This is a genomic window from Scrofimicrobium sp. R131 (assembly GCF_040256745.1).
GTDB lineage: Bacteria > Actinomycetota > Actinomycetes > Actinomycetales > Actinomycetaceae > Scrofimicrobium > Scrofimicrobium appendicitidis.
Genome location: NZ_CP138335.1, coordinates 808,912 through 832,071, shown reverse-complemented (window position 1 = coordinate 832,071; position 23,160 = coordinate 808,912). Strand labels below are relative to the sequence as shown.

At 63.5% G+C, this 23,160-nt stretch carries 24 protein-coding genes and 2 tRNA genes; 6 read left to right on the top strand and 20 right to left on the bottom strand.

Annotated elements, in window-relative coordinates; all coding sequences use genetic code 11:
• Positions 1-13: 13 nt before the first annotated feature.
• The 6 genes from SAC06_RS03865 to SAC06_RS03840 form a co-directional block, all read right to left on the bottom strand.
• Positions 14-763: a cytochrome c biogenesis CcdA family protein gene (locus SAC06_RS03865; RefSeq protein ID WP_350258897.1), complete on the bottom strand. Its 750-nt coding sequence runs from the start codon at positions 761-763 to the stop codon at positions 14-16.
• The gene (locus SAC06_RS03860; protein WP_350258896.1) at positions 763-1,578 is read right to left on the bottom strand and encodes a tetratricopeptide repeat protein; all 816 of its coding nucleotides are present in this window, start codon (positions 1,576-1,578) and stop codon (positions 763-765) included. Before SAC06_RS03860 ends, SAC06_RS03865 begins: the two co-directional genes overlap by 1 nt.
• The gene (locus tag SAC06_RS03855; protein WP_350258895.1) at positions 1,568-3,031 is read right to left on the bottom strand and encodes an ammonia-forming cytochrome c nitrite reductase subunit c552; all 1,464 of its coding nucleotides are present in this window, start codon (positions 3,029-3,031) and stop codon (positions 1,568-1,570) included. Before SAC06_RS03855 ends, SAC06_RS03860 begins: the two co-directional genes overlap by 11 nt.
• Positions 3,032-3,039: 8 nt before the next feature.
• Positions 3,040-3,525: a cytochrome c nitrite reductase small subunit gene (gene nrfH / locus SAC06_RS03850; protein ID WP_350258894.1), complete on the bottom strand. Its 486-nt coding sequence runs from the start codon at positions 3,523-3,525 to the stop codon at positions 3,040-3,042.
• A 230-nt stretch (positions 3,526-3,755) separates the two neighbouring features.
• Positions 3,756-4,934: a potassium channel family protein gene (locus tag SAC06_RS03845; RefSeq protein WP_350258893.1), complete on the bottom strand. Its 1,179-nt coding sequence runs from the start codon at positions 4,932-4,934 to the stop codon at positions 3,756-3,758.
• Positions 4,935-5,028: 94 nt separating this feature from the next.
• On the bottom strand, positions 5,029-5,886 hold the full coding sequence (locus tag SAC06_RS03840) for an S-adenosyl-l-methionine hydroxide adenosyltransferase family protein (protein WP_350258892.1): 858 nt from the start codon (positions 5,884-5,886) through the stop codon (positions 5,029-5,031).
• Between the two features lie 170 nt (positions 5,887-6,056).
• Here SAC06_RS03840 and SAC06_RS03835 point away from each other — a divergent pair, with 170 nt between their 5' ends.
• From SAC06_RS03835 to SAC06_RS03825, 3 genes are all read left to right on the top strand, one after another.
• Entirely contained in the window at positions 6,057-6,974 is a 918-nt protein-coding gene (locus SAC06_RS03835; protein WP_350258891.1) for an ABC transporter substrate-binding protein, read from the top strand.
• Positions 6,975-7,114: 140 nt separating this feature from the next.
• Positions 7,115-7,981, top strand: coding sequence for an amino acid ABC transporter permease (locus tag SAC06_RS03830; protein WP_350258890.1), 867 nt, complete (start codon positions 7,115-7,117; stop codon positions 7,979-7,981).
• Positions 7,978-8,715 (top strand): amino acid ABC transporter ATP-binding protein, encoded by a 738-nt coding sequence (locus SAC06_RS03825; protein ID WP_350258889.1) that lies wholly within the window; start codon positions 7,978-7,980, stop codon positions 8,713-8,715. Before SAC06_RS03830 ends, SAC06_RS03825 begins: the two co-directional genes overlap by 4 nt.
• A gap of 59 nt (positions 8,716-8,774) precedes the next feature.
• On the opposite strand, the gene SAC06_RS03820 is transcribed toward SAC06_RS03825, so the two are convergent.
• From SAC06_RS03820 to SAC06_RS03810, 3 genes are all read right to left on the bottom strand, one after another.
• Positions 8,775-8,848, bottom strand: a tRNA-Pro gene (locus SAC06_RS03820).
• Between the two features lie 67 nt (positions 8,849-8,915).
• Positions 8,916-9,209 (bottom strand): Dabb family protein, encoded by a 294-nt coding sequence (locus SAC06_RS03815; protein WP_350258888.1) that lies wholly within the window; start codon positions 9,207-9,209, stop codon positions 8,916-8,918.
• A 10-nt stretch (positions 9,210-9,219) separates the two neighbouring features.
• Positions 9,220-10,245 carry a serine hydrolase gene (locus SAC06_RS03810; protein ID WP_350258887.1) on the bottom strand — a complete coding sequence of 342 codons (1,026 nt, stop codon included), beginning with the start codon at positions 10,243-10,245 and terminating at the stop codon, positions 9,220-9,222.
• Positions 10,246-10,317: 72 nt separating this feature from the next.
• Here SAC06_RS03810 and SAC06_RS03805 point away from each other — a divergent pair, with 72 nt between their 5' ends.
• Together SAC06_RS03805 and SAC06_RS03800 are read left to right on the top strand one after the other, a co-directional pair.
• Positions 10,318-10,704, top strand: a complete 387-nt coding sequence (locus SAC06_RS03805; protein ID WP_350258886.1) for a CrcB family protein — start codon at positions 10,318-10,320, stop codon at positions 10,702-10,704.
• Complete coding sequence (locus tag SAC06_RS03800; RefSeq protein ID WP_350258885.1) at positions 10,701-11,048, top strand: CrcB family protein; 348 nt, start codon at positions 10,701-10,703, stop codon at positions 11,046-11,048. The genes SAC06_RS03805 and SAC06_RS03800 overlap by 4 nt, the downstream gene beginning before the upstream one ends.
• 43 nt (positions 11,049-11,091) lie before the next feature.
• On the opposite strand, the gene SAC06_RS03795 is transcribed toward SAC06_RS03800, so the two are convergent.
• The 3 genes from SAC06_RS03795 to SAC06_RS03785 form a co-directional block, all read right to left on the bottom strand.
• Complete coding sequence (locus SAC06_RS03795; RefSeq protein ID WP_350258884.1) at positions 11,092-11,583, bottom strand: hypothetical protein; 492 nt, start codon at positions 11,581-11,583, stop codon at positions 11,092-11,094.
• 73 nt (positions 11,584-11,656) lie between these two features.
• On the bottom strand, positions 11,657-13,258 hold the full coding sequence (locus SAC06_RS03790) for a succinic semialdehyde dehydrogenase (protein ID WP_350258883.1): 1,602 nt from the start codon (positions 13,256-13,258) through the stop codon (positions 11,657-11,659).
• A gap of 91 nt (positions 13,259-13,349) precedes the next feature.
• Positions 13,350-13,946, bottom strand: coding sequence for a TetR/AcrR family transcriptional regulator (locus SAC06_RS03785; RefSeq protein ID WP_350258882.1), 597 nt, complete (start codon positions 13,944-13,946; stop codon positions 13,350-13,352).
• Between the two features lie 127 nt (positions 13,947-14,073).
• On the opposite strand from SAC06_RS03785, the gene SAC06_RS03780 reads away from it, so the two are divergent.
• Positions 14,074-15,177 (top strand): saccharopine dehydrogenase family protein, encoded by a 1,104-nt coding sequence (locus SAC06_RS03780; RefSeq protein WP_350258881.1) that lies wholly within the window; start codon positions 14,074-14,076, stop codon positions 15,175-15,177.
• Between the two features lie 1,146 nt (positions 15,178-16,323).
• Here the strand turns inward: SAC06_RS03780 and SAC06_RS03775 are convergent.
• The 8 genes from SAC06_RS03775 to leuD form a co-directional block, all read right to left on the bottom strand.
• A tRNA-His gene (locus tag SAC06_RS03775) sits at positions 16,324-16,399 on the bottom strand.
• Positions 16,400-16,642: 243 nt separating this feature from the next.
• Entirely contained in the window at positions 16,643-16,993 is a 351-nt protein-coding gene (locus tag SAC06_RS03770; protein WP_350258880.1) for a metallopeptidase family protein, read from the bottom strand.
• A 15-nt stretch (positions 16,994-17,008) separates the two neighbouring features.
• A complete protein-coding gene (locus tag SAC06_RS03765) occupies positions 17,009-17,923 on the bottom strand; it encodes a glutathione synthetase (RefSeq protein WP_350258879.1) in 915 nt (304 codons plus the stop codon).
• A gap of 39 nt (positions 17,924-17,962) precedes the next feature.
• Entirely contained in the window at positions 17,963-19,099 is a 1,137-nt protein-coding gene (locus SAC06_RS03760) for a D-alanine--D-alanine ligase family protein (RefSeq protein ID WP_350258878.1), read from the bottom strand.
• A 10-nt stretch (positions 19,100-19,109) separates the two neighbouring features.
• On the bottom strand, positions 19,110-20,141 hold the full coding sequence (locus SAC06_RS03755) for an NAD(P)H-dependent glycerol-3-phosphate dehydrogenase (protein ID WP_350258877.1): 1,032 nt from the start codon (positions 20,139-20,141) through the stop codon (positions 19,110-19,112).
• A gap of 66 nt (positions 20,142-20,207) precedes the next feature.
• Entirely contained in the window at positions 20,208-21,005 is a 798-nt protein-coding gene (locus tag SAC06_RS03750; RefSeq protein ID WP_350258876.1) for a lysophospholipid acyltransferase family protein, read from the bottom strand.
• A gap of 8 nt (positions 21,006-21,013) precedes the next feature.
• A complete protein-coding gene (murA, locus tag SAC06_RS03745) occupies positions 21,014-22,330 on the bottom strand; it encodes a UDP-N-acetylglucosamine 1-carboxyvinyltransferase (RefSeq protein WP_350258875.1) in 1,317 nt (438 codons plus the stop codon).
• Between the two features lie 217 nt (positions 22,331-22,547).
• Complete coding sequence (leuD, locus tag SAC06_RS03740) at positions 22,548-23,153, bottom strand: 3-isopropylmalate dehydratase small subunit (protein WP_350258874.1); 606 nt, start codon at positions 23,151-23,153, stop codon at positions 22,548-22,550.
• Positions 23,154-23,160: the final 7 nt, after the last annotated feature.

Here is a 23,160-nt window from a genome sequence, read left to right as displayed (position 1 = left end):
CTTCTCTCTCTTCCTACAGATTTACCCAAGAGAACCCGCTCAAGGGTGCCAACAGGTCGGTGATCATCAAGAACCCCATCAGCATCAACAAGGCCGCACTGATCAGTTGAATCGCGCGGAAATGGCGGCTAAACCAGGACAGCTTCGCGGTCAGCCGGTCGACCCCCAGGGCCACCAGCACGAACGGAAGTCCCAGTCCCAGGCAGTAGACAACCAGCAGGGCCAGGCCGTGGCCGGCCGAGCCGGTGGTCACCGCCATTCCCAGCACCACCCCCAGCACCGGACCAATGCAGGGCGACCAGCCCGCGCCAAAGGCCAGTCCCATCAGGGCGGAGCGAGCCATGGTGGGTTGTCCCGCCTTCAGCTTGGGTCCGCCAATCGAGCGATCCAGCCAGCTGAGTTTCAGGATCCCCCCGGTGTAGAGGCCCAGGAGGATCAGCAGGATTCCGCCTCCCACCCGCAGTGCCGGCCGGAAATCGCCAACCACCCAGCCGATCAGGGAGATCAGCCCCCACAGGCCGATAAAGACGGCGGAGAAAGCGGCGACGAAAGCGAGCGAGTTGCGCAGCGCCATCCCTTTGCCCCCGCCCACCGGGGCCTGGACCTGGCGATCCTCCGGTCGGATGAAACCGGTAGCGACCGGGACCGTCGCCGGCTGACCCGCCAGATAGGCCACGAACACGGGCACGATCGGCAGGAAGCAGGGAGCGGCGAACGAAACGATCCCGGCCAGGAAGACGAGGGGGAAAGACACTGCGTCCATCAGTCGATAACGCTGTCCATATGCATCGAGATGGTCTGGGCCAGGTCGGAATCAGGATCGATGTCGATCACCTTCTGCCAGGCTTCCTGGGCCCGATCGGCCTGGTCCGGGTCGGACAGGTAGGCAAACCCCAGGTTGTACCAAGCGGTGATGTTCTCCGGATCCAACTCGGTTACCGCCAGCCACTGCTCACTGGCCTCGTTGACCTTGGCCTGGTTGAAGTAGATGACGCCCAGTTCCAGGCGCGCATCGACATCGTCGGGGCTGGCGGCAATCAGAGCCTCCAACTCGGTAGCGCGGGCGGCCGCCTCCTCCTCGGTGACCCCCTGGGAGGCCCCCATCGTGGGAAGCTGCTCCTCGGTGCCGGAGGGGCGCCCACCAAACCAGACGCCGAACCCGACGCCGACGACCAGCACCAATCCCAGGGCAAACTTGGCTGCCGCCGGGAAGCGGTGGGACGAGGCGGGGCGGACGGCCGCGGGCACGGCCGCCTTCGGACGACGGTGCAGCAGGTCGTCCTCCCCCTCCATATCGTTGTAGAAGTCCTCGGGTTCGTCCTCAATGCCGTCTTCAACATCCGGTTCGGAGTGGGCCGAATCCGGGTTGGTCGAGTCAGGGGCGGACAACTCGAGGTCGGGCGAGCCGACCGGGGCCAGCTCCGCCTCAACTACCTCGTCAGCCGTCGGCGGGACAGCGTCTGGACCGGTTCCTTCCAATATTTCTACTTGTCGCTGGGCCCAGGCCTTTACCTCCGGGGGCGCGTAGGCCAGGAACTCCAGGATTGCTGCTTTATTTTCGGTGGGATCAGTGCCCACTTTGCCCCCCGCCGGACCGCAGGGAAGCGGTCAGGTTGTTGGTAGTGATGTCAGATGCCGACAGCTCTTCGGCGGTGGCCCCGCGCAGTGCCAGCTGACCCTTGCGGGCCGCGTCCAGCGACTGGCTGAGGATCCGCTGCTCGTAGTCAGGAGCGTGGAAGCCGTAGGAGTTCTCCGAGTAGACGTAGTCCACGTAGAAGCTCGCCTTATTCTGGTATTCCTGAGCCAGCTTGATGTTGGCTTCCGGAGTGCCGTTCTTCTGGGCGGCCTCAATGTCGTGAATCAGCGAGACCAGCGCATCCATCGCCCGGTCGCGGGACTCGATGAAGCGGTCCTGAATCGTGGTGACCCGCTCTTCGAGGACGTCCGTGTCGGTGTGGCAGGTACCGCAGGAAGCATTCAGATCCGCCATCGGCGAGGTGATGTGGTGGTTGGTGACCTTGGCGGCCCCCACTCGCTCGTAGCTCATGTGGCAGTCAGCGCAGCTCACACCGTTGGCGGCATGGACGCCCTGGGCCCAAACGTCGAACTCGGGGTGCTGCGCCTTCAGCACCTTCGCGCCGGTGGTGCCGTGCTCCCAGTCAACGTGACCGACTTCCTGGTAGTAGTCCCAGATGTCATCCAGGTCCAGCCCATTGGCCCACGGGAAGGTCAAGACCTTGTCCTCCCCGGCGAAGTAGTATTCGACGTGGCACTGGGCACAGACGTAGGAGCGCATCTCCTGACGGGTGGCGTCGCGGTTGACGTCGTAGTTCTCGATTCCCTCGCTGGCCTTCAGGTCGGCAATGCCGCGTTCAAAGGCGGGCCGGGTAATCCGCAGTTCCATCGTGGCCGGGTCGTGACAGTCGATGCAGGCCACCGGGTGCTCGGTCATGTCCAGCAGGTCACCCAGGGGCATCGTGCCCATCTTTTCAAAGCCGGCATCCACGTCGCCATTGCCCAACTCCTTGTAAACGGCCGGCATCGAAGCGTGGCAGTTGGCACAGGTACCGGGTTGCTTGAACTCGGTGTTGCGTCGGGTGAATTCCTGATCCAGGGTCATGTACTCATGGCCGCGCGCGTGGCGGTAGTCGGTCGCGAAGGCGTAACCGGTCCACATGGTTACCAGGCGGGGATCCTCTTCAATCTTGGAGGACTTCACCTCGGTGCGCGGGTCCCCGGCCACGTCGTGGGGCACCATTTCGCCCGAGTGTTGGGACGGAGTGTATTCGGCAGTGCGCTTGTAGGCCTCGTACTGAATGGGGAAGTTCTTGCCCCAAATCGCGGGATCGACCGTGGTTTCGTCCAGGGCCACCACCTCGGTGAAGGTCTTGGCCCCCTCCTGCTTCTTCTCAAAGATGTTCATCAGCAGGGCGGTGATCACCACGGTGGCAGCGAAAGCTCCGACGAGGATGAGCACCAAGAGAACCAGCCGGTTCTTCGACTTTCCCTGGGACGGCGTTTGCTCGCTCATTTCTACTCCTACTCGTGTCCCACGCCGGAATGGCAGCGGATACAGTCAAAAACTTCGTCGTCGCCGGTGACCCCGGGGTGACGAGCGCTGTAAGTGAAATCGTCGTGACAGGTGAGGCAGGCGTTATTCGTGACCCGCAGACTGACCGGTCGGGCCTCGATGTTCTCCGGGTGCCAGCCGGTGGTGAACTTCAGTGCGTGCATAAAGCCGTTTTCGGCCTTAACCGCGTACTTGTGGACTACGTTGTCGTGAGGCAGATGGCAGTCGGCGCAGGTAGCCACGTTGGCGTGCGGCCCGGCAATCCATCCGTCGTATTGGTCGTTCATGATGTGGCAGTTAATGCAAGCTTGCGGGTCGCTGGACAAATACGACGCGCCTTTCGCATAGATAAAGGTGTAGACCGCCAATCCACCCATGATTCCTACGATGAAAACAGCGGCCGCTGCCAGAATAAAACGAGGCGACCAAGAGCTTCGCCCTGTTTTTTCAGCCATGGCGCCAATCCCCTTCGGTTGTACGTCGACAGCGGTTCTGCCTGGTTCCAATCATAGGGGGAGGCCCCGGAGCCCCAGGTTCAAAAGGGCAGCTCCGAGGCCTATATTCACGTTTTTTTCAGGGATAATTCGGCTGGCGTGGGACCATGGGCCCAAACAAGGGCTGGCAATTAGGACCTAGGCCCTAGGCTATTTGAAACACGCTCATATTTTGTAAACTTCGCCATTAGTTATTTCGTAATTAGCCAACCATATTTGTCAATTGGATCAATTAGCGGGAAGCGTCCACCCGAAGTCGCAGGGCGGTAGCCAAGATAGCGACTGGACCGAGAGATGAAGTCGTCATACTGGGTTATCGCCTCGAGCCACCGGCAATAGGTGCGGTAGAGGTCTTCCTCGCCGTAATCCGGGGAGATCTGAGCCAAATCAGCAGTAACTTGGCGCAAACGGTGGAACCGAACCACGCTGAAGTCTCCCCCGCACTCCCCCGCACTGGCGCTCTTCCACTCGCGCCAGAACTCCGCCTCCTCCATCGGGGTGGCCGCCTCGGGCAAATCCCACCGCAAGAGTCCGTAAAGTTCTTCCTGGCACCCGGCAAACGAGTAGTGCAGCCGCTCCAACTCCGCCAGCGACCGGGCAACGTGCTGCTCGGGCAGGCCGAAGCGAAGCACCTCCAGGGTGCCGGCCGTCATGTAGACCCCAAAGGGCATCGAGAACTGGTCCTTGCCACTTTGGAAGACAAGGGAAGAGTGATCCTGCGCCAACGAGTCGAAGTAGGTGTTGAAGTTGCCGCGGACAGCCACCAGATGGATTTCGAGGGACCAGGTGTCCTGACTGGGAAAATAGGGGGCCAGCGTGTCCACCGGCGAGCCCACCTTCGAGCCCGGCGCCGGGAAGGAGGCACACAGGGTCCGGAGGGCCTGAATCGAACTGTAAACGTTGCTCAGGAAAGTGATCACCATCGACAGCAGCACAATCGAGAGCAGAGTTTCGATCACCGAGAGCATGTTGACCCAGGTGGTCTCAGGGCTGAAGTGGGTGGAGCCAACCGTCGAGAACTGCCCCATCGAGTAGTAGAGCGCGCCCCAGTAACCCGGAGGGGCACCCTGGTCGTGGGTGAGGGCACCGGACTGCAGGGCCCCCATATAGATAAAGGAGAAGCCCAGAATGAGGCCGGCCAGCCACACCAGGATCACGCTGGTCAGCATCACCCCGGTCATCTGGCGATAGACGAACCGTCGGACGTGACCGTTCAGCCGCGAGGTGACGAAACGGATAAAGCGCCACTCCTGCACCACCACGCGATTGGTGATCAGGCCGGGTTCGTTGTAGTTGAGGACGGTAAAGAAGGTGTCCACCAGGGTCACCACCACCAGCAAGATGCCGGCCCAGATCCAGATAATCTCCATCAGCCACTCCTTTTTCCTGGTCTCGATCCTGCTGCACCCGGGCGGAGTTGTCCACAGATAGCGCAGCCGATCGCAGGGAGCGGGGCGTGGTGACTCAGCCCAGCTTGGAGACCGTCACCGACCATTCGTTCCCATGGGAAATGCCGTTCTCCCGGGCAAAGTTGCCCAGGTTGGTGGCCAGGGAAAGCTGATCCAATGAGTTGAAGTAGATCAGAGGCCCCTGGTCTTCGACGTCGGCAAAGACGTTCACGTACGGCAGGTCCCCGGCAAAGACTCGCTCTTCCCCAGAGAACACCTCGACCCGGTACTGCTGGCCCAAGGTCAGGCCAAACTCCTCAGCCAACTGGTGGCTGATATTCGTCCAGACGTTGCCGAACCTAATGTCCAGCGCCGGCACGTTGCCGTGCAATTGCCCCGCCTGGATCGAGGCCCGCTGATAGTCCAAAGCCAGCGGCGGCTCGGTCACCAGGTCCCCCACCTGCTCAAAGGTGATGATCCCCGCGGCCAATCGAGCGCCGGTGTAGGCGTAGACGTCCCGCCCGTGAAAGGTGTACGGGTTGTGCGAGTCGGTGCGGCGGTTAACCGCCTCGTTGATCTCTCGCATTTCGGCAATCCCATAGACATCGGCAATCAGGGTGAGGGTGCCGTTGTCAGGTGTCACTACGAAGTGTCCGGTCTTGGTTCGGGCCACCACGGACTTCCGGGCAGACCCTACGCCCGGATCGACCACGGACACGAATACGGTACCGGCCGGCCAGTACTCCAGGGTCTGATAGAGCCGGTAGGCCCCATCCCAGATGGTGTAGGGCGGAATCTGATGGGTCAGATCGTAGAGCCGCAGATTCAGATCCACCCCCGAAGCGACCCCCTTCATGGCCGCCACTGCCCCGTCGCGCAGGCCAAAGTCGGACTGAAAAACAACAATTCCGACCACGTCCGCGGTTTCGCTCATCTGTTCCCTCTTTCCGGTTAACTTTTGGCATAGCATATGGCACGCAAGCAGTTAGCGCACAGCGCGTCCACCTGCGGCGGGTCCAACGGATGGAAGAGTTCTGGCCGTCCCCCTGGCCTTTGGTAGTTTTGCCCCGTTCGCATATTTCGAACTGTCAAAAAGGAGTCGCAATGTCCAGTTCTCTCACTTCATCGCTGCCACTAGTCAAACGTCTTGGCCTGGGGACCCTGGCCGCAATGGCCGGTCTCAGCATGGCGGCGTGCGGGGCGGGTGGCTCCACCGGGGAATCCGAAACCCAGTCCTCTTCCCAATCCGAATCGGCCGCCCCGGTCAACACCCCCGAAGCCGACGCGCTGCCCACGGTCACCCCGGGCAAACTGACCGTTGCCACCGGTGAGCCCGCGTTCTCCCCCTGGGTCGAAAACGACGATCCCGAGTCGGGCGAAGGTTTTGAAGCGGCGGTCGCCTACGCGGTGGCCGAGGAGCTGGGCTTTGCCCGCGAAAACGTGGTTTGGATTCGCACCCCGTTCGACACGGTGATTGCCCCCGGCCCGAAGGATTTCGACGTCAACATTCAGCAGTTCACGGTCACCCCGGAACGCGAAAAGGCCGTTGATTTTAGCTCCCCGTACTACACCACCACCCAGGCCATTGTCTCCGTGGAGGGCAACACCGGGGCAGACGCGAAGTCGCTCGCCGACCTGAAGGACGTCAAGTTCGGGGTGGCGGCCGGCTCTAACGCAGCAGCGATTTTGGAAGAGCAGGTGGCTCCCACCAAGGAAATCGCCGTCTTCAACAGCAACGACGATGCGGTGGCCTCTCTGAAGGCCGGGCAGATCGACGCCCTGGTCACCGACCTGCCCACGGTGCTGTACCTGCAGGCAGCCGTGCTCGATAACGGCGTGGTCGTGGGCCAGTTCGCCCCGGTAGCCGGGGACGGTGACCAGTTCGCCTTCCTGCTGCCCAAGGATTCTGAGCTGACCCCGGCCGTCTCGGCGGCGGTCGACGCACTGGCAGCAAACGGCACCCTGGCCGAGCTGGAGAACACCTGGATCGCGGAAGGCGCCAGTGCGCCGGTGCTGAAGTAGGGCCGATCCTGAAGTAGCACCTACCTGAGATAGCATCGACCGGTAGGATCGGAGCGGGCATTGGGCTAGTTCCCAGTGTCCGCTCCGTGCCAGTTAGGCACTGCCCCACCGGTTGACCACGAGCAGATGTGAAGAGGCCCATGAGGATGCAACAGACCCAGGGACGGCCCGCCGCCAGCCCGGTCGAAGAGGAGCGCCGCGCCTACAGGCGCCGACAGAGTCGCCGCTCCATCCTGATCTCGGTTGGTTCCACCGTTGTGTTCACCGTGGTAATCGGGTTTTTCGTGGTGGGCTCACCCGGCTGGTCCTCGGTCCAGCAGTCCTTCTTTAACTGGGAGATTGGCGCCCAGTTCTTCCCCAAGATTTTGACCGGCCTGTGGCTGAACATCCGGGCCCTATTCTTCGCCACCATCGGGGTGGCAATTTTCGGCTCGCTGCTGGCAATCGCCCGGACGCTGAAGGGGGCGGTCTTCACCCCCATTCGCCTGCTGGCCGCGGGCTACACCGACATTTTCCGGGGCCTACCCGTGCTGCTGGTCCTTTACCTGGTTGGCAACGGGATCCCCGCCCTGGACATTTTTCCCCGCCTCCCCTCCGCTGTCTGGGGCACGATCGCGCTAATTCTGTGCTACTCCGCCTACGTGAGCGAAGTGCTGCGAGCGGGGATCGAGGCGATTCACCCCTCGCAGCGAATGGCGGCCCGCTCCCTGGGGCTCAGCTACTACCAGACCCTTCGGATTGTGGTCCTGCCTCAGGCCATTCGGAAGGTGACCCCCGCCCTGATGAACGACTTCGTCTCCATGCAAAAAGACGTCGGCCTGATTTCGATCCTGGGCGCGGTGGATGCGATTCGGGCAGCCCAAATTGCCTCGGCCACCACCTACAATTCCACCCCCTACGTGGTCGCCGGAATCCTGTTCATCCTGCTGTCATGGCCCTTCATCCGGTTGACTGACTGGTATTCGGCTCGGGCCCAGTCCCGCGAGCAGATCGGAGGACAGGTATGAGCGCAGTCCTGCGGGTGGACAACGTCCACAAGTGGTTCGGCGAGAACCACATCCTGAAAGGCATCGACCTGGAGGTGTTCCAACACCAGGCGGTGGCTCTGATTGGCGCTTCTGGTTCCGGCAAGTCCACGCTGCTGAAAACCATCAACCTGTTGGAACGGGTGGACGACGGACAGATCTTCCTGGCAGAGGAAGACATCACCGACCCGACCGTGGATGCGGACCTGATCCGGGCCCGGATCGGCGTGGTGTTCCAGCACTACAACTTGTTCCCCCACATTTCGGTGCTCGACAACGTCACCCTGGCATTGCGCAAAGTGAAGAAGGTAGGCCGAGCCGAGGCGAACCAGCGGGGACGGGAGCTGCTGGCCCGGATTGGGTTGGCCGACAAAGCTGACGCCTACCCCGACCGACTTTCCGGCGGCCAGCAACAGCGGGTGGCCATCGCACGGGCCATTGCCACCGACCCGGAACTGCTGCTGCTGGACGAAATCACCTCTGCGTTGGATCCCCAGTTGGTGGGCGAAGTCCTGGACTTGGTCCAGGAGCTGAAGCAGTCGGGCTCCACGATTTTGATGGCCACCCACGAGATGGAGTTTGCCCGGCAAGTGTCGGACCTGGTGGCATTCCTGCACCGCGGTGAGCTGGTTGAGATCGGCCCACCCGACCAGGTGTTTGACGATCCGCAGCGCCCGGAGACGCGCGAGTTTCTGGCCCGATCAGGTGGAAAGTAGCGGCCCGCGTCCCGGCCCTCGATGGAATCTGAGGCAGAGCGCCAAATAGGCATAAATAGTCGGGGCGACAGGATTTGAACCTGCGACCTTCCGCTCCCAAAGCGGATGCGCTACCAAGCTGCGCTACGCCCCGTACTGCACCCCCAATGATAGGGGGCAACAGCCGGGATTCCCAATTTGACCAGGCTAGACGGAGTCGGCTAAACCAGGCCGTCGATGGCCGCTCGACGGCTAGCTGCCGCGCGAATCTTCGCCGCCACCGCCTGGTGGTCCGGGTGGACCTGATACGCGTCCAGCGCCGCCCGATCCGTGAAGGTCACGTCCAGAACCAAGTCCCAGTTCCCCTCGATCGCCTCGGTGTTGACCGTTGCGCTAAGCGACTCCACCCCGGGCACCCGCCCGGCCAAGCCCCGCAGCTCAGCAGCCAGTTCCTTGGCCGTCTCTGCCCGGTCATCTGCATTGAGCTCCCACATCACCACGTGCCGCAGGCCCATAATTATCCCCTTAGTTGTGATTGTCGTCTCTCCCAGTGTAAGTCCACTGGTACATAATTGCCGCGGCGCGGGCCGTGACAGTGGGTGAAAGTCCCTCCGTCAGGATCACCATTACCCCCTCGTCGCCTTCCGGCAGCCGGAAAATGGCGGCATCATTGTAGACTCCGTCCAGCCAGCCCACCTTGTCAGCCACCCAAACATCCGGCCCCAGTCCGGCCGGAATCCCCTCGCGAAAAATCTGCTCAGCCATCAGGTCCAGCGCGTACTGAGTGTGTTTTTCGTCCAGCAGCCTCCCCTGCCACAGCTGGGTCAGGAGTTGGGACAAATCTGCAGCGGTAGTGATCAGGTTCCCCGGTTGGAAGCTGGTCTCGGTTGCACTCATCTGCTGGGCCACCTGGTCCAAGTGATCGTAGCCCATCAGGTAGAGCCACTCCTCCGAACACTCATTGTCGGATTCAACCACCATGGAACTGAGGCAGTCGGAGACCGACTGGTTCCCGATGTAGCTGGCCCACGGCAGTGAGCCGTCCTGAACGTGCCAGAGGATATCGGTCATCACGAACAGCTTGTAGGTGCTGGCGGCCACCATTGGCCGGTCCGGGTTCAACGAGTAGAGCCACTCCCCGGTATTGGCCTCGGCCAACACCACGGCTGCTTCCCCCTCGGAAAATAGTTCTTTGAGGTGCGCGTCAGTCGCGGCGCGGCGCAACTCAGCTGCCAACTCCGGATCTGCGCCGGGTACAACCTCAGCCAGCAGTTCGGCTAGCTCCGGGGGCAGGTCGGATCCAAATACCTCTCGGATCTGCTTTCGGAGGAACAACAGCTCAGGCGAGATCTCCAGCTTTTCCTTCACTTCGGGGGTGGGCTGCGGAGCTGGGGACAGCAGTGGAAACGGGGTCGGGGCAGCCGAGACGGAGGGAACAGGCGCAGGGGCCTTCGCAGGTGTGGTCAGCGAGGCGCCGGCCGTTACCAACGCGCAACTGACCGGGATCAGCAGCGCCAAAGCTGCCCCAATTTGCCACCGTTTCCGCCCCACCTTGCCTCCTCGCCATAACGTTACAATGAACCTGATCGAAGCCCAACTAGGACCGGGGGCTAACATGGCCTGGTGAAGTTTTCTCCAACCCACCCGGCCTGGTGGGAGTACGCTGCCGTGATGGTGGGCGGCTTTGCCGGGACCCTCAGCCGCTACGGCCTGACCGAGCTCGGAGCCAGCCAACCGGTCGCTACCCTCCTAACGGTGAACACAGTCGGAGCCTTCCTGCTGGGTCTGCTGCTCGGCTCGCTCAGCCGGCCGGGTCCGCGCACCCGGGCCTACCGACTGCTCCTCGGCACCGGTTTCCTGGGCGGGTTCACCACCTATTCGGCTTTCTCTTTGACTTTTGCCCAGAACCTGTCCTCTCTCTGGGTGAGTCTGGCGGCGGTCGCGCTCGGCCTGGGGGCGGCACTGGTTGGGGATCAGCTTGCCCGCGCCTTGAAACGAGGTGGCCGGTGATTTGGCTGGTGGGACTGGGCGGAGCCATCGGAGCAGCACTGCGTTTTGCCATCGACTTCTATTTGGGACAGCTGTTTTCCCGCCCGAGCCCGTGGGTAACCATGTTCATTAACATCACCGGATCTTTTGTGCTCGGGGTGTTCGCGGGGTCGCTGTCGGGACCGTGGCTCACCGTGCTCGGGACCGGCCTGATGGGCGGGTACACCACGTTCTCTACCGCCAGCGTCGAGGCCGCGTCCCTTTTGCGGGCGCGTGACTGGGGGTCCGGCCTGGCGGCCGCGCTGGGGACCCTGGTGCTGGGCATTGGGGCGGCACTACTGGGCCTTTGGGTTACGGCCGGGTGAGGTTTGGCGAGGTGGGCCTTCGGCTGGTCCTTTCCCACGGCCGCTAAGACTGCAACTTGATGGCGGAGACCTTCCAGTTGTCCGCGGACTTCTTGCTCAGCGTCACCGCCACACAGTTGGGCCCCTGATAGCAGACTTCGAAAGTCAGCCCCGCTAGGTTTCCCGGGCGGTGCGGCTGCGGGGAAAATGATGCCACCTGGGCAGAGATCACGGGCTTATCCACTTCCTCTGCACGGGAAAACCACGTGTCCCCCTGGACCAGCTCCAAGTAGTCGTTTTGCGCCGGAATACTGTCAGAGAGGTAAGCCCGGGCCCGCTCATCCTGAGCGTAGTCGGTCTCTGCGGCCTGCCGATTGGCGGTGAGGAAGCGTTCCAACTCCATCTGGGCCAGTTCTACCTGCTGCGCGTCGTCCTTCAACTCCTCGGGCACAGACACTGCGGGAAGCGCGGTCGGCGCGGGCAACGGCTCCGGACTGGAGCTACAGGCAGACAGAAGGAAAACCGCACCGACCATGATGGCGCCAAGTTTTCGCATCTTCCCTCCCGGCACCAGTGTACGTGGCCGGTGGGACCTGGACCATGGTTCCGGTGACTACTTGGATCGGTGGCTACTGGGTTCCGGTGGCTTTTAGGAGGCGGAGGGCGCCCGTCAGCAGCTTGGCCCAGTATTTGGGGGAAACACCGCGCGGGGCACCGAAACCTAGAAGCCGCTGCTGGGCAATCGTTTGCGGTTCGGTGTATTTGAGCAGTCCGTCGGCTCCATGGCGCCGGCCAAGGCCCGAATCCCCCATTCCGCCCATCGGCGCGTCAAGGCTGCCCCAGGCGGCGGCAAACGCCTCGTTCACATTGACGGTTCCGGTTCGAATCTGGGCGGCCACCGACCGCGCCCGGGCACCGTCCCTCCCCCACACGCTCGCGTTCAAACCGTAGGGGGAGTCGTTGGCTAGCCTGATGGCCTCATTTACGTTCGAATACCGGTAGAGCGCTACCACCGGTCCGAAGGTTTCCTCCCGGTGCAGCGCCATGTCCGGCGTCACCCCGGCCAAAATCGTCGGCTCGAAGAACAGGGGTCCCAGGTCCGGACGGGCTTTCCCACCCGCCAGGAGAGTGGCCCCCTTCTCAACCGCATCCGCTACCTGTGCCGAGACGGTGTCGAGTTGGGCAGAAGTGGTCAGGCTGCCAACATCCATCGTCCAGTCGTAGGTTCCCCCAACTTTGAGCTGCTTGGTGGCGCTCACAAATCGGTGGGCGAAATCATCGTAGAGAGCTGCGGGCAGGTAGATGCGCTCGATCGAGACGCACAGCTGCCCGGCTGAGGGAAAGGCAGCGGTAATCGCCCCACGGACAGTTCGGTCCAAGTCCGCGTCCGGAAGCACAATCATTGGGTTCTTCCCACCAAGTTCCAGGGAGGCTCCGATCAACCGCTCCCCTGCCTGGGCTGCGATCCTCCGTCCGGAAGCTGTGGACCCGGTGAACATGACATAGTCCGCGTTTTGCAGCAGCGGTTCCCCCAGGGAACGACTGGGACCAAAAACCATCTGCCACACATCCGCGGGCAGACCGGCCTCCCGGAGCAGTTGCAGCGACCAGAGCGCAGTCAGAGCCGTCTGGGTGTCAGGCTTTTGCACGACAGCGTTGCCGGCAATCAGCGCGGGGATCGCGTCCCCGGCCGCCATGCTGAGGGGATAGTTCCACGGGGAGATCACGGAGATCACCCCTTTCGGGTGCCGGAGTTCGCTCGTGCGTGTCAGGAGCGGGAATGCCCCCCGGCGTCGCTGTGGGCGCAACAGCTTCCCCGCGGTCCGGGCATAGTAGCGAGCGGTGATAGCCACATCCATCACTTCCAGGAAGGCGTCCCGCCTGGTCTTGCCGTTCTCGGCCTGGATTAGGTCCAGCGCTTCCTCTTGCCGGGCCAGGACCAAGTCGTGAAAGCGTAAGAAAACCTGGGCCCGTTCCCGGACCGGAACGCTCGCCCAACTGCGCTGGGCCGTGTGAGCGCGAACAAAAGCTTCCCGCACAGCCGGCGGGTCCGCCAGCGGGATCCGGGCCAGGGGAAGCCCCGAGTAGACGGCCGCGGTCGGCTGGGTTTCGCCTCCCACGCCCGCACAGGCAGCGTCGGTTAGGGACACGATGAACGAGTCGGAGAGCCGCTCCGGCAGGGCGGCAAAGCCGTTTGCTCGCCCGGAGTCTTGAGCTTTGTTGAGAGTCAAGGGTGCTCCCTCATTTCCTGCTGTGGTAGTTGTTTCCTTGATCGGCGGAGGTAGCTTCGTGCGCGCGCACAATTGCGCCCTCGGATGGTCTCTACGCTTGGGCACTCGCCTGCAAGTGCAAAACTCCCGAGACGGCGGCGCGCACCCGAGCTTGGACCTCATCCACTGGGCTGGGGCGCAACTTGCCGTCCAAATGCAAGAACGCCAATCCGTGCGCCATCCCCCACAGGGCCAGCGACGCATCGGGGACCTGATCCGGCGGCACCTCTCCCGCCAGGACATTTTCGAGCAGTGCATGCAGCTTTTGGGCCGCCAGGACGCGTTCGGCATCAGCTTCGTCGCACTCGTTGCCAAACATGATGCGGAACTCGGCCGGCCGGTTGAGCGCAAACATAACGTAGGCGACGCCGAGCTGGCTGAGCACCTCCTCAAGGTCCGCCCCTTCGGGCATGGTCGCCAGGGCGGCCGACAGTTCCGAGGTCAGGTCATCAAACCCTGCGGCTGCCACCGCGTTGTCCAGGGCGGCCCGGTCGGCAAAATGACGGTAGGGCGCGGTCTGGGAGACGCCGGCCCGACGGGCAACCGCCCTCATTGAGAACGGTTCCCCCAGTTCCAGTAGTTCAACTGCAGCCGTCAGAAGCGCAGCGCGCAGGTCTCCATGGTGGTAGGTCTTTTCCGAAGTTGACACTGAACACTTCCGCTCATACGATTTATGTGTGCACTGATAACATACCCCATCGGGCCGACTGGTCGCACAAGTCTGACCAGTCAGCGTGAGCGGGTTTCCCTGCCGCCACCCAACGAAAGGCACCCGCGTGAAACAGATTGTGCTCCTAGGTGCCACCGGCTATGCCGGAGGCCTGGTCCTGTCTGCCCTTCTTGGCCGAGGACTCCGCCCGGTTCTGGCCGGATCGAACCCGCAGAAGCTGGCCGCACTAGCCGCAGCTCACGGCGACCTTCCCTTCCAGGTGGCCGCCGCCACCGACCTGGCCAGTGTGCGGTCGCTGGTCGGACCCGGTGATGTCCTCATCACCACGGTCGGCCCCTTCCAGCAGCTCGGTGTCACCGTGGCCCGGGCCGCGGCCGAGCAGGGGGCCCACTATATTGACTCCACCGGAGAAGTCGATTTTTCCCGCCTAATCACCAGTCGCCACCACCAGCAGGCCCAAGCGGCAGGTGCGGTCATGCTGTCCGCGTTTGGCAACGACTATGTCCCGGGGTTCCTGGCTGCTGGCCACGCCATCCAAGAAGGTGGGCCTGAGGTACAAGCTCTCGAGATTGGATACTTCATTGACGGCTCACTCAACGGCGGGAAAGGCCTGAGCCAAGGAACGCGAAAGACCGCTGCCGAGGGCTTGCTGGAACCGGTCCTTGAACGCTCACATGGACGGCTGGTCCGCCGGCGCGCCGGCAGTCGGACCCAAACCTTTCACGCAGGAGGCAAGCGGAAAGCGGCCGTGCTAGCCAGCGGCACCGAGGTACTCTACCTGACCAACGATTTCCCCCAGGTCCAATCAGTCGCCGTGTACAACGGCTGGTTCCCCTCTACCAGTCGGATCATGCCCGCCCTGGCGCTGGCCCTCAGCGCCTTGAGGCGAACCGAGATCGGCACCCGAGCGGTCAAATCTATCCTGTCGCGCACAGTTGGGCCCGCTGGTGGTCCCGACGCTGACGAGCGATCGTTGACCGGGGCCCGAACGGTGGCAATCGCGAAGGACTCAGCGGGTCAAACGCTGGCCGAGGTGCAGGTGACCGGCCCCAATGTCTATGACCTGACCGGGGAACTGATGGCCTGGGCGGCAGAAAAGCTAGCACGCGGAGAATTCGCAAACTCCGGCGTGATCAGTCCCATCGAGGCGTTTGGCTTCGATGAGCTCGTGCAGGGATGCCGGGAATTGGGATTGGTCCGCACCCGGTAAAGCGCTCGCGCGCGGCGGCCGGCAGACCAGCTGAGCAGGCGCCGAACTGCGTATTGGATGTCTCGGCCCAACCTGGCCCCTGACCGCAAGACCCCCTCACTCGCCCAATGTGTTGGCGGCCGTAACCGCTCGGGCCTCCCGTTTCTCCAGCTCGCGCAAATTCACACGGTTTCGTCTCGGATGCCGGCGAGGGTCAGGGGCGACGCGGCAGTGTTGCCGGCCCGTGCGCTCTAGTTGCCGGATCAAAGCGGGATTCCCTCCCGCAACCTGTCGGCGCGAGCCAGTGGGGCAAAGGTGAGCTGCGGAGTCTCGCGGCACCTGGCCGCTTCGACCACCCGCCGCGGGCACAGCTTGTCTTGACGACTTTGACCCAGTTGAGGACTGAAGAATCAGATACCAGCACTGCGACCAAGTATTAGCGTGGGGATAGTCGGCAAATCGGGGAGCGATCGCGGCACCCATTGACCAACCAAAGATCACGATTCGCCGCGCCCTATTCCGGACGGAGGGAGCGGTGGCCTCTTCAATATCGGCCTTCTCAGCGTGGCCGAAAGTCTATCGCCCGCTACTCACTCGTGGCCCTCGCCCGTTGTTGCTGTGACTGACAACTAGGAAGGTAAAGCCAAGTCCAATTGTGACTCAGACGCTTTGGAAAATGCCGGTAAGGGTACCGCACGGCCATGGATCTGAATCGCCCTCCTGTAGAGGTCGCAGTCGACGCTTCCTGCCTGGACCTATGAGCAGATGTTCAGGAGTGCGACCAAACAAGCCGGCCTCGCGAATCAGAAGTCTATCTGAAAGCGTGCAGTAGAAGGCTCTTACAGCCCACTGTGCCGGGGCGACTGACTCGATCGGCGCTAACACGAGCAAGACCGGAGGGTTGCGCACCTCAGCTCCTAATTTGAGGCGCAGGCAAAGCTCGCCGACAACGATAGACCTCAGCTACTCAATCAGGCACTGTTAAACCCGATCTATGTTAATGAGGCCAACGACTTGTGTGTCGGAGATCGGAACCAGTACCTCAGACTCAGCGTCCCTGACTTGCAGACCGGCACCTTGAACTAGGCCCCCAGATAAAGAAGTAGGGCCAGGCGGAAACCTCAACCGCGGGTGAACCCTTGGTCGCAATTTCATACCTGACCCATATGGGGTGGCTGACGGGACTCGAACCCGCGACGTCCTGGACCACAACCAGGTGCTCTACCAGCTGAACTACAGCCACCATGTGCCCACCTGCGGCTTTCACCACCGGGCAACTCCTAAATGTTACCCCAGGTCCCCGACGCTGCCAAACCGGATTGGAAAACGTGACGTAAGCCAATTTTCCCCGGAAACTAGCCCCTACCGGCCCCTCTGGAAACGACTCCCAAGCCCACCCCGGGCCCACCCGGGAGTCACCCTGGACCCACCTCAACCGCGACCTGAGCCGCCCACAAGCCCCACCCGAGCCCACGCCACCGACCGGTCAGCCCCAGTCCAGCTCGTGCAGCCGCTCGTCGTCCAACCCGAAATAATGTCCCAGCTCGTGCACCACGGTGACGTAAACCTCGTGGGCCAGTTCATCCCGGTCAGCGCACATGCGCACCAGCGGCCCCTGGTAGATGGTGATGACGTCCGGCAGTTGCCAGGGGTAGTCGCCCTCTTCAGTCTGGGGCACGCCCTCGTACAGGCCCAGCAGGTGCTGACCCGCGGGCGGCTCGTCATCCACAACGACGGCCACGTTCTCCATCTGGTCGCGGAACTCGTCCGGCACCCGGTCCAGCGCGTCCTGCACCAGGGCTTCGAACTCCTCGTCGCCTATCTCCTCAGCGTGCATCTGCCCGGTTGCGGTCTACCAGAACGCCCGCATGGTGATGGCGTCGGCGAAGTTGTCCAGTGCTCGGTTGGTGGATCCCAGGTACAGGTCGGCGTCCACCAGGGCCACCTCCATCACGAAGAAGGACCCCTTGCCGTCGGGGACAATGTCGACCCGGTTGAACAGGAACTGTTCGTCGCGGCCCATCCGTTCGCGCACGTAGGCGTGCAGCACCACCCGAATGTCCTCCCCCCACCGCAGTTCCTCGTCGGTGGCGGCGCGGGCACTGACGTCAACCGTCTGAACGTTCTGGCCGGTCACCTGGTCGCGGCTCAGCAGCGCAGTCTTGTCGACCGTGTGTGAGAGCAGACCGTTGAGGAAGACCAGGGACCGCTCCCCCAGCAGCTCAACTTCTTCCTGGTAGCGCTGGATCATCACGTCGCGTCCGGTCCGCAGCAGCCGCATCACCTGTTCCATCGCGGCTTGGCGCTGGGGAATATTGATCGCCGAGTAGCGCCCCACGTCCCGCACGCCGGAGGAGACCGCAGGTTTGACGACGAAGTCTCCCGCCGCCGGGAACCGGGAGTGCACCTGATGCTTGGTGTAGCCCTTCTCCGCTGACAGCCAGGTGGTTTTGATGGTGGGCAGGCCCCGCTTTTCCAGCTCCATCAGGTAGTGCTTGTCCGAGTTCCACCGCAGGATATCAGCGTGGTTCAGCACCCGGGGCAAAGAGTCAGCCCACTTCAGGAACCCTTCGCGGTCGGTGGCGTAGTCAACTACCGAGCGCACCACGACCAGCCCGGCCTCGTCCCAGTTGACCGACGGGTCGTTCCAGACCGCAATCCGCGGTTCGACTCCGCGCGACGCCAGGGCGTCGAGCAGTCCGGTCTCACCGGGGTACAGGTTGGGTTTTTGCGCAGCGGTCGCCAGGGTCACACGGGGTTTACTCATGTCCCCTACGTTACCGCCTCCGACCCGGACCGGGTGAACTTATCGCAGGCCGACCGGGCGGGACATGGCCTCTTCCAGCAGGGTGGCCACCAGTTTCGGGTACGGGTAGCCGGCCTGTGCCAGCATGGTCGGGTACATCGAGTAGGGGGTGAATCCCGGGAGGGTGTTCACCTCGTTGACAATGTAGCTGCCCGTCTCCTCCTGGTAGAAGAAGTCCACCCGAGCCAGCCCCTCAGCGCCCAGCGCCTCAAACGAGACCCGGGCCGCCTCCTGAATGGCTGCCGCGTGGTTCACCTGGGCGGGGCAGCTGAGCTGCACCCCACCCTGGCCGAAGTATTTCGACTCGTAGTCGTAGAACTGGGCGTCGGTCACGGTGATCTCACCGAGGGGGGAGGCCACCAGCTCGCCACCTGGAAGCTGCAGGATCCCGCATTCGATTTCGCGCCCGGCGTGAGCCGCCTCCACGATCACCTGCGGGTCGTGTTCGTGGGCCGCCTCAATCGCCGCGGCCAACTCGCCCGCATCGGTGACCCGGGTGATTCCCAGAGACGAGCCGGCGCGGCAGGGTTTCACGAAGACGGGCAGCCCGAGGCGGTCGAGCCGCGCGAGCACCCCCTCGCGGTCGGCTTGCCACTGGCGGGCTGAGACGCCCTCCCACCGGCCCACCGGGATGCCGGCGTCCTCCAGCACAGTCTTGGTTAGCCGCTTGTCCATCGCCACGGCCGAAGCGCTCACGCCGCAGCCAACGTAGCGAACCCCGGACAGTTCCAGCAGCCCCTGCAGGGTGCCGTCCTCCCCAAACGGGCCGTGAAGCAGCGGGAACACCACGTCAACCACCGGGCCGGGGTGAAGCGACTCCGCCAGCGGGCGCCCCTCCTCGTCCACCTGGAAGTAAACCAGGCGCGGATGCCCATCCGAAGTGGTGCCGGAGAGGAAACTGACCTGTTCCCCCTGGCTCAGCACCTCGTACCCCCCGGTTTCGCCGAGCCGGTACCGGGCGGGGTCGTTCGGTTGCGGCACCCAGTGCCCATCGCGGGTGATCCCCACCGGAATCACTTCCCACCGGGTCTGGTCGATGGCTTCCAGCACGCCCGCGGCGGTGGCGCAGGAAATCTCGTGCTCGCTGGATTGGCCCCCGAAGAGGACCAGGACGACAGGTCGGTCAGAAAAAGACATGGGACTCATGCTAGTCGAGCAGCTCCACTTCCCAGCCATCCATCTTCTGCGGTCGAGCCAGCAGCGACTCCCCCATCTGTTGGACGGTCGCTTTCCCGCTGAGGACGGCCACCACGCCGGCGGTAATCGGCATATCAACTCCGCAGCTTTGAGCCAGCTCCAACACGGGGGCCGAGGTGGCCACCCCCTCGACCACGCCCGGGGACAGGTCCAGGGCCTCCCGCAGGCTCATTCCCTGGCCGAGTCGGAACCCCAGCGAATAGTTACGGGACAGTTTCGAGGAGCAGGTGGCAATCAGGTCCCCGACCCCGGCGAGGCCCGCGTAGGTTTGCGGGTTAGCCCCGAGCGCCACCCCGAGCCGGGTCATTTCGGCCAGCCCGCGGGTGATCAGGGTGGCCCGGGTGTTGGAGCCGAGGCCCATCCCCTCGGAGGCGCCGATCGCCAGGGCGATCACGTTCTTGGAAGCCCCGGCCAGCTCGACCCCGATCACGTCGGTGGAAACGTAGGGGCGGAAGTACGGATTGTGACACCAAATGGCGATCTGCTTGGCGGTTTCGACCGAGTCGGAGGCGACCACCGCGGCGGCAGGCTGCTGGTCAGCTATTTCGCGCGACAGGTTCGGCCCGGACAGGACGGCGATCCGCTCCGGGGCAATCTGTCCTTCCTCGGCAATCATCTGCTGGACGGTCCGGTAGGTGTGCGGCTCCAGCCCCTTGGCCAGCGACAGCACCAGCGTGTCCGCCTCGGTCAGCTCCGCCTCCTGGGTCACCGACACGATGGCCGAGGTGGGGACGGCCAGCGCCACCAGGGCGGGGTTTTCCCCGTCGGGGCGCAGCGCCTCGTCCAGTTCGGTGGTCGCGCTGATAGCCGGGTCCAACTCGATCCCCGGAAGGTAGCGCGAGTTCTCACCGTCGTTGATGAAACTGACCGTGTCCTCGCTTCGACCCCACATGGTCACGTTCATTCCGGCGTGGGCCAACACCTGGGCGAAGGTGGTTCCCCATGCGCCGGTTCCCAAGACGACTGCCCGCTGCTTACTCATGAACCTCGCCCTCATCGTGTGAAACTGATACTCCCAGTTTACCCCGAGCGCACCTGAGGCCCCAGGTCACCTCCGGCCGGGCAGGATGTCCTGTCGACCGTTTTTGCGCGCCAGCTCGCGCCGCCAAGAGCTGAACTTCTTCACCGAAGCCTCGGAGTGTTCGTCCGACTTCGGATCCCAGATCCGCTCGGGCGCGTCCTGGCCGCGGAGCTGACTGACGGCGGTGCGCAGGGCCGACTGGATCCGGCCGGTCACCTCGGTCACCACCTCGTGATTGGCCGGGTCGGCCGGCAGGTCCGAAATATCGATCGGGTCCAGCACGTGAATGTAAACGTCGGTTCGGCGCAGCCGCAGCCAGGGGCTCTTCCGATCCATCACGTCCTGCGTGCCCCAGAGCAGCACCGGCACCAGCGGCTGGCCGGTGGCCAGAGCCAGGCGGGCCGCACCGGTCTTCATTTTCATCGGCCAGAAAGCGGGGTCCTGGGTGATGGTCCCCTCCGGGAAGATGGAGATCAACTGGCCTGACTGCACCGCGATGGCCGCCTGGTCCAGGGCGTCGGCGGCGTGGCCGGAACCGCGCTGAACCGGGACCATCCCCCAGCGGGTCAGGATCGAGCCGAGCACGGGAACCTTGAACAGTTCCGCCTTCGCCAGGTAGCGCACCTCGTGACCGCGAACCCCAAACGCGTAGGCCAGCACCAGCGGGTCCAGGTTCGACAGGTGGTTGGACACCAGGATGGCGCCGCCCTGGGGAGCCTGGCCGGACCAGTGCGGCCGGGTCAACGGACCTAAAATCGGGGTCAGCAGGGCGTAGGCCAGCTGGTAGAGGGGACCGAGCTTGCGGATCTGGGCGAGTTGGGACACGGCTGCTCCTAGACGTACTCGACGTGGGCGTGCAGTTGACGAAGCTTTTGCATGAAGTGCTCGTACCCACGCGAGATCACCTCAATGCCCGACACGTTGGACACGCCTTGGGCGGCCAGCGCCGCAATCAGGTGCGAGAATCCGCCGCGCAGGTCCGGCACCCAGATGTCGGCCCCGTGCAGGGGGGTTGGGCCGGAGATAACGGCGGAATGGTAGAAGTTGCGCTGGCCGAACCGGCAGGGCACACCCCCGACGCACTCTTTGTACAGCTGAATGTTAGCGCCCATTTTCCGCAGGGCCGAAGTAAACCCGAAGCGGTTTTCGTAAACCGTTTCGTGGACGAGGGAAAGCCCGTCCGCCTGTGTGAGCGCCACCACCAGGGGCTGCTGCCAGTCGGTCATGAACCCGGGGTGCACGTTAGTTTCCAGCACGATCGGCTTTAGCGACCCACCCGGATGGTAGAAGCGGATGCCGTTTTCCCGGATCTCGAACTCTCCCCCGACTTTACGGAAAGTGTTCAGGAAGGTGGTCATGTCGGGCTGGTGGGCTCCGCGGACGAACACGTCGCCGTGGGTGGCCAGCGCCGCCGCCCCCCAGGAGGCCGCCTCGATCCGGTCGGGCAGCGCGGTGTGCTCGAAGCCCCGCAGCCGATCCACCCCTTCGATCCGGACGGTGCGGTCCGTGTCGACCGAGATGATCGCCCCCATTTTCTGCAGGACGTTGATCAGGTCGGTGATCTCGGGTTCAACCGCCGCCCCCTTCAGGGTGGTGATTCCCTCGGCTTGGACCGCGGTCAGCAGGGTCTGCTCGGTGGCCCCGACCGACGGGTAGGGCAGCTCCACCACGGTGCCGCGCAAGCCCCGGGGAGCGGTGATGTAAACGCCTTCAGGGCGCTTGTCGATCTGCGCCCCGAACCGGCGCAGGGTCTCCAGGTGGAAGTCGATGGGCCGGCCCCCGATGTTGCAGCCGCCCAACTCGGGAATGAACGCCTCGCCCAAGCGGTGCAGCAGCGGGCCGCAAAACAGAATTGGAATCCGGGAGGAGCCGGACAGTGCGTCAATGTCGGAGCGAGCCGCCAACTCGACGTTGGTCGGATCCAGGTCTAGCACTCCCCGCTCGGCGTCGTACTGAACTTTCACGCCGTGGGCACTCAGCAGGTCGCTCACGACGTCCACGTCCCGAATCTGGGGGACGTTGCGCAGCTGGGACTGAGTCTCCCCCAGCAGGGAAGCGACCATGGCCTTGGGGACGAAGTTCTTCGCCCCGCGGACCTCAATGGCCCCTTCCAGGGGGGCGCCGCCCTCAACTCGCAAAATCTTGTTCATTAACTTGGCCTCCAACTGTTGCCCTACCTCCTGCCAACTCTAAATCAGCTCAGCAGGTTTAGGTAATGGGTCAGACGCAGGTCACTCCGCTAGGAGTGAAACCCCGGGCCAAAACCCGGCTCCCGGTTGACGAGGCGGTGAGCCAAGGCCCGGCCACCTCGCCAAATCGGAGAGCGGTGGTCAGCCGCCGGCCCTGGAAGCCAGCGGCCCCGTCAGCCTAGGAAGCAGTCTTGACCGGCAGCGTCTTCGGCTTCCAAGCGGGGCGCTTCGCCTCGAACGCGTCAATCGCGTCGGCCTCGCGCAGGGTCAAACCGATGTCGTCCAGCCCCTCCATCAGCCGCCAGCGGGTGTACTCGTCAATTTGGAAGGGAAAGGTGGCGCCGCCGGCGCGGACGGTCCGGTCCTCCAGCGAGACGGTCACCTCGGTGCCCGGGTTCGACTCCAGGATCTTCCACAGGGTCTCGCAGTCCTCGTTGGACACCACTCCGGCCACCAGGCCCTGCTTCCCCGAGTTGCCGCGGAAGATGTCGGCAAACTTCGGAGCCAACACCACCTTGAAGCCGTAGTCTTTCAGCGCCCACACCGCGTGTTCGCGCGAGGATCCGGTGCCGAAATCGGGGCCCGCCACCAGGACGGAGCCGTTCTGGTAGTGGGGGTCATTCAGGACGAAGTTGGGGTCTTTCCGCCAGGCGGCAAAGAGCGCGTCCTCAAAGCCGGTCCGCGTGATCCGCTTCAGGTAGACGGCGGGAATGATCTGGTCGGTGTCGACATTTGACCGGCGCAGCGGCACGCCCACCCCGGTGTGCTCGGTGAACTTTTCCATCTGCTTA

What these genes read in the sequence shown, in the direction of transcription:
- SAC06_RS03865 (WP_350258897.1), bottom strand. Translation starts at nt 763, where the DNA reads ATGGACGCAGTGTCTTTCCCCCTCGTCTTCCTGGCCGGGATCGTTTCG.
- SAC06_RS03855 (WP_350258895.1), bottom strand. Translation starts at nt 3,031, where the DNA reads ATGAGCGAGCAAACGCCGTCCCAGGGAAAGTCGAAGAACCGGCTGGTT.
- nrfH (WP_350258894.1), bottom strand. Translation starts at nt 3,525, where the DNA reads ATGGCTGAAAAAACAGGGCGAAGCTCTTGGTCGCCTCGTTTTATTCTG.
- SAC06_RS03845 (WP_350258893.1), bottom strand. Translation starts at nt 4,934, where the DNA reads ATGGAGATTATCTGGATCTGGGCCGGCATCTTGCTGGTGGTGGTGACC.
- SAC06_RS03840 (WP_350258892.1), bottom strand. Translation starts at nt 5,886, where the DNA reads ATGAGCGAAACCGCGGACGTGGTCGGAATTGTTGTTTTTCAGTCCGAC.
- SAC06_RS03835 (WP_350258891.1), top strand. Translation starts at nt 6,057, where the DNA reads ATGTCCAGTTCTCTCACTTCATCGCTGCCACTAGTCAAACGTCTTGGC.
- SAC06_RS03830 (WP_350258890.1), top strand. Translation starts at nt 7,115, where the DNA reads ATGAGGATGCAACAGACCCAGGGACGGCCCGCCGCCAGCCCGGTCGAA.
- SAC06_RS03825 (WP_350258889.1), top strand. Translation starts at nt 7,978, where the DNA reads ATGAGCGCAGTCCTGCGGGTGGACAACGTCCACAAGTGGTTCGGCGAG.
- SAC06_RS03815 (WP_350258888.1), bottom strand. Translation starts at nt 9,209, where the DNA reads ATGGGCCTGCGGCACGTGGTGATGTGGGAGCTCAATGCAGATGACCGG.
- SAC06_RS03795 (WP_350258884.1), bottom strand. Translation starts at nt 11,583, where the DNA reads ATGCGAAAACTTGGCGCCATCATGGTCGGTGCGGTTTTCCTTCTGTCT.
- SAC06_RS03770 (WP_350258880.1), bottom strand. Translation starts at nt 16,993, where the DNA reads ATGCACGCTGAGGAGATAGGCGACGAGGAGTTCGAAGCCCTGGTGCAG.
- SAC06_RS03765 (WP_350258879.1), bottom strand. Translation starts at nt 17,923, where the DNA reads ATGAGTAAACCCCGTGTGACCCTGGCGACCGCTGCGCAAAAACCCAAC.
- SAC06_RS03760 (WP_350258878.1), bottom strand. Translation starts at nt 19,099, where the DNA reads ATGTCTTTTTCTGACCGACCTGTCGTCCTGGTCCTCTTCGGGGGCCAA.
- SAC06_RS03755 (WP_350258877.1), bottom strand. Translation starts at nt 20,141, where the DNA reads ATGAGTAAGCAGCGGGCAGTCGTCTTGGGAACCGGCGCATGGGGAACC.
- murA (WP_350258875.1), bottom strand. Translation starts at nt 22,330, where the DNA reads ATGAACAAGATTTTGCGAGTTGAGGGCGGCGCCCCCCTGGAAGGGGCC.
- leuD (WP_350258874.1), bottom strand. Translation starts at nt 23,153, where the DNA reads ATGGAAAAGTTCACCGAGCACACCGGGGTGGGCGTGCCGCTGCGCCGG.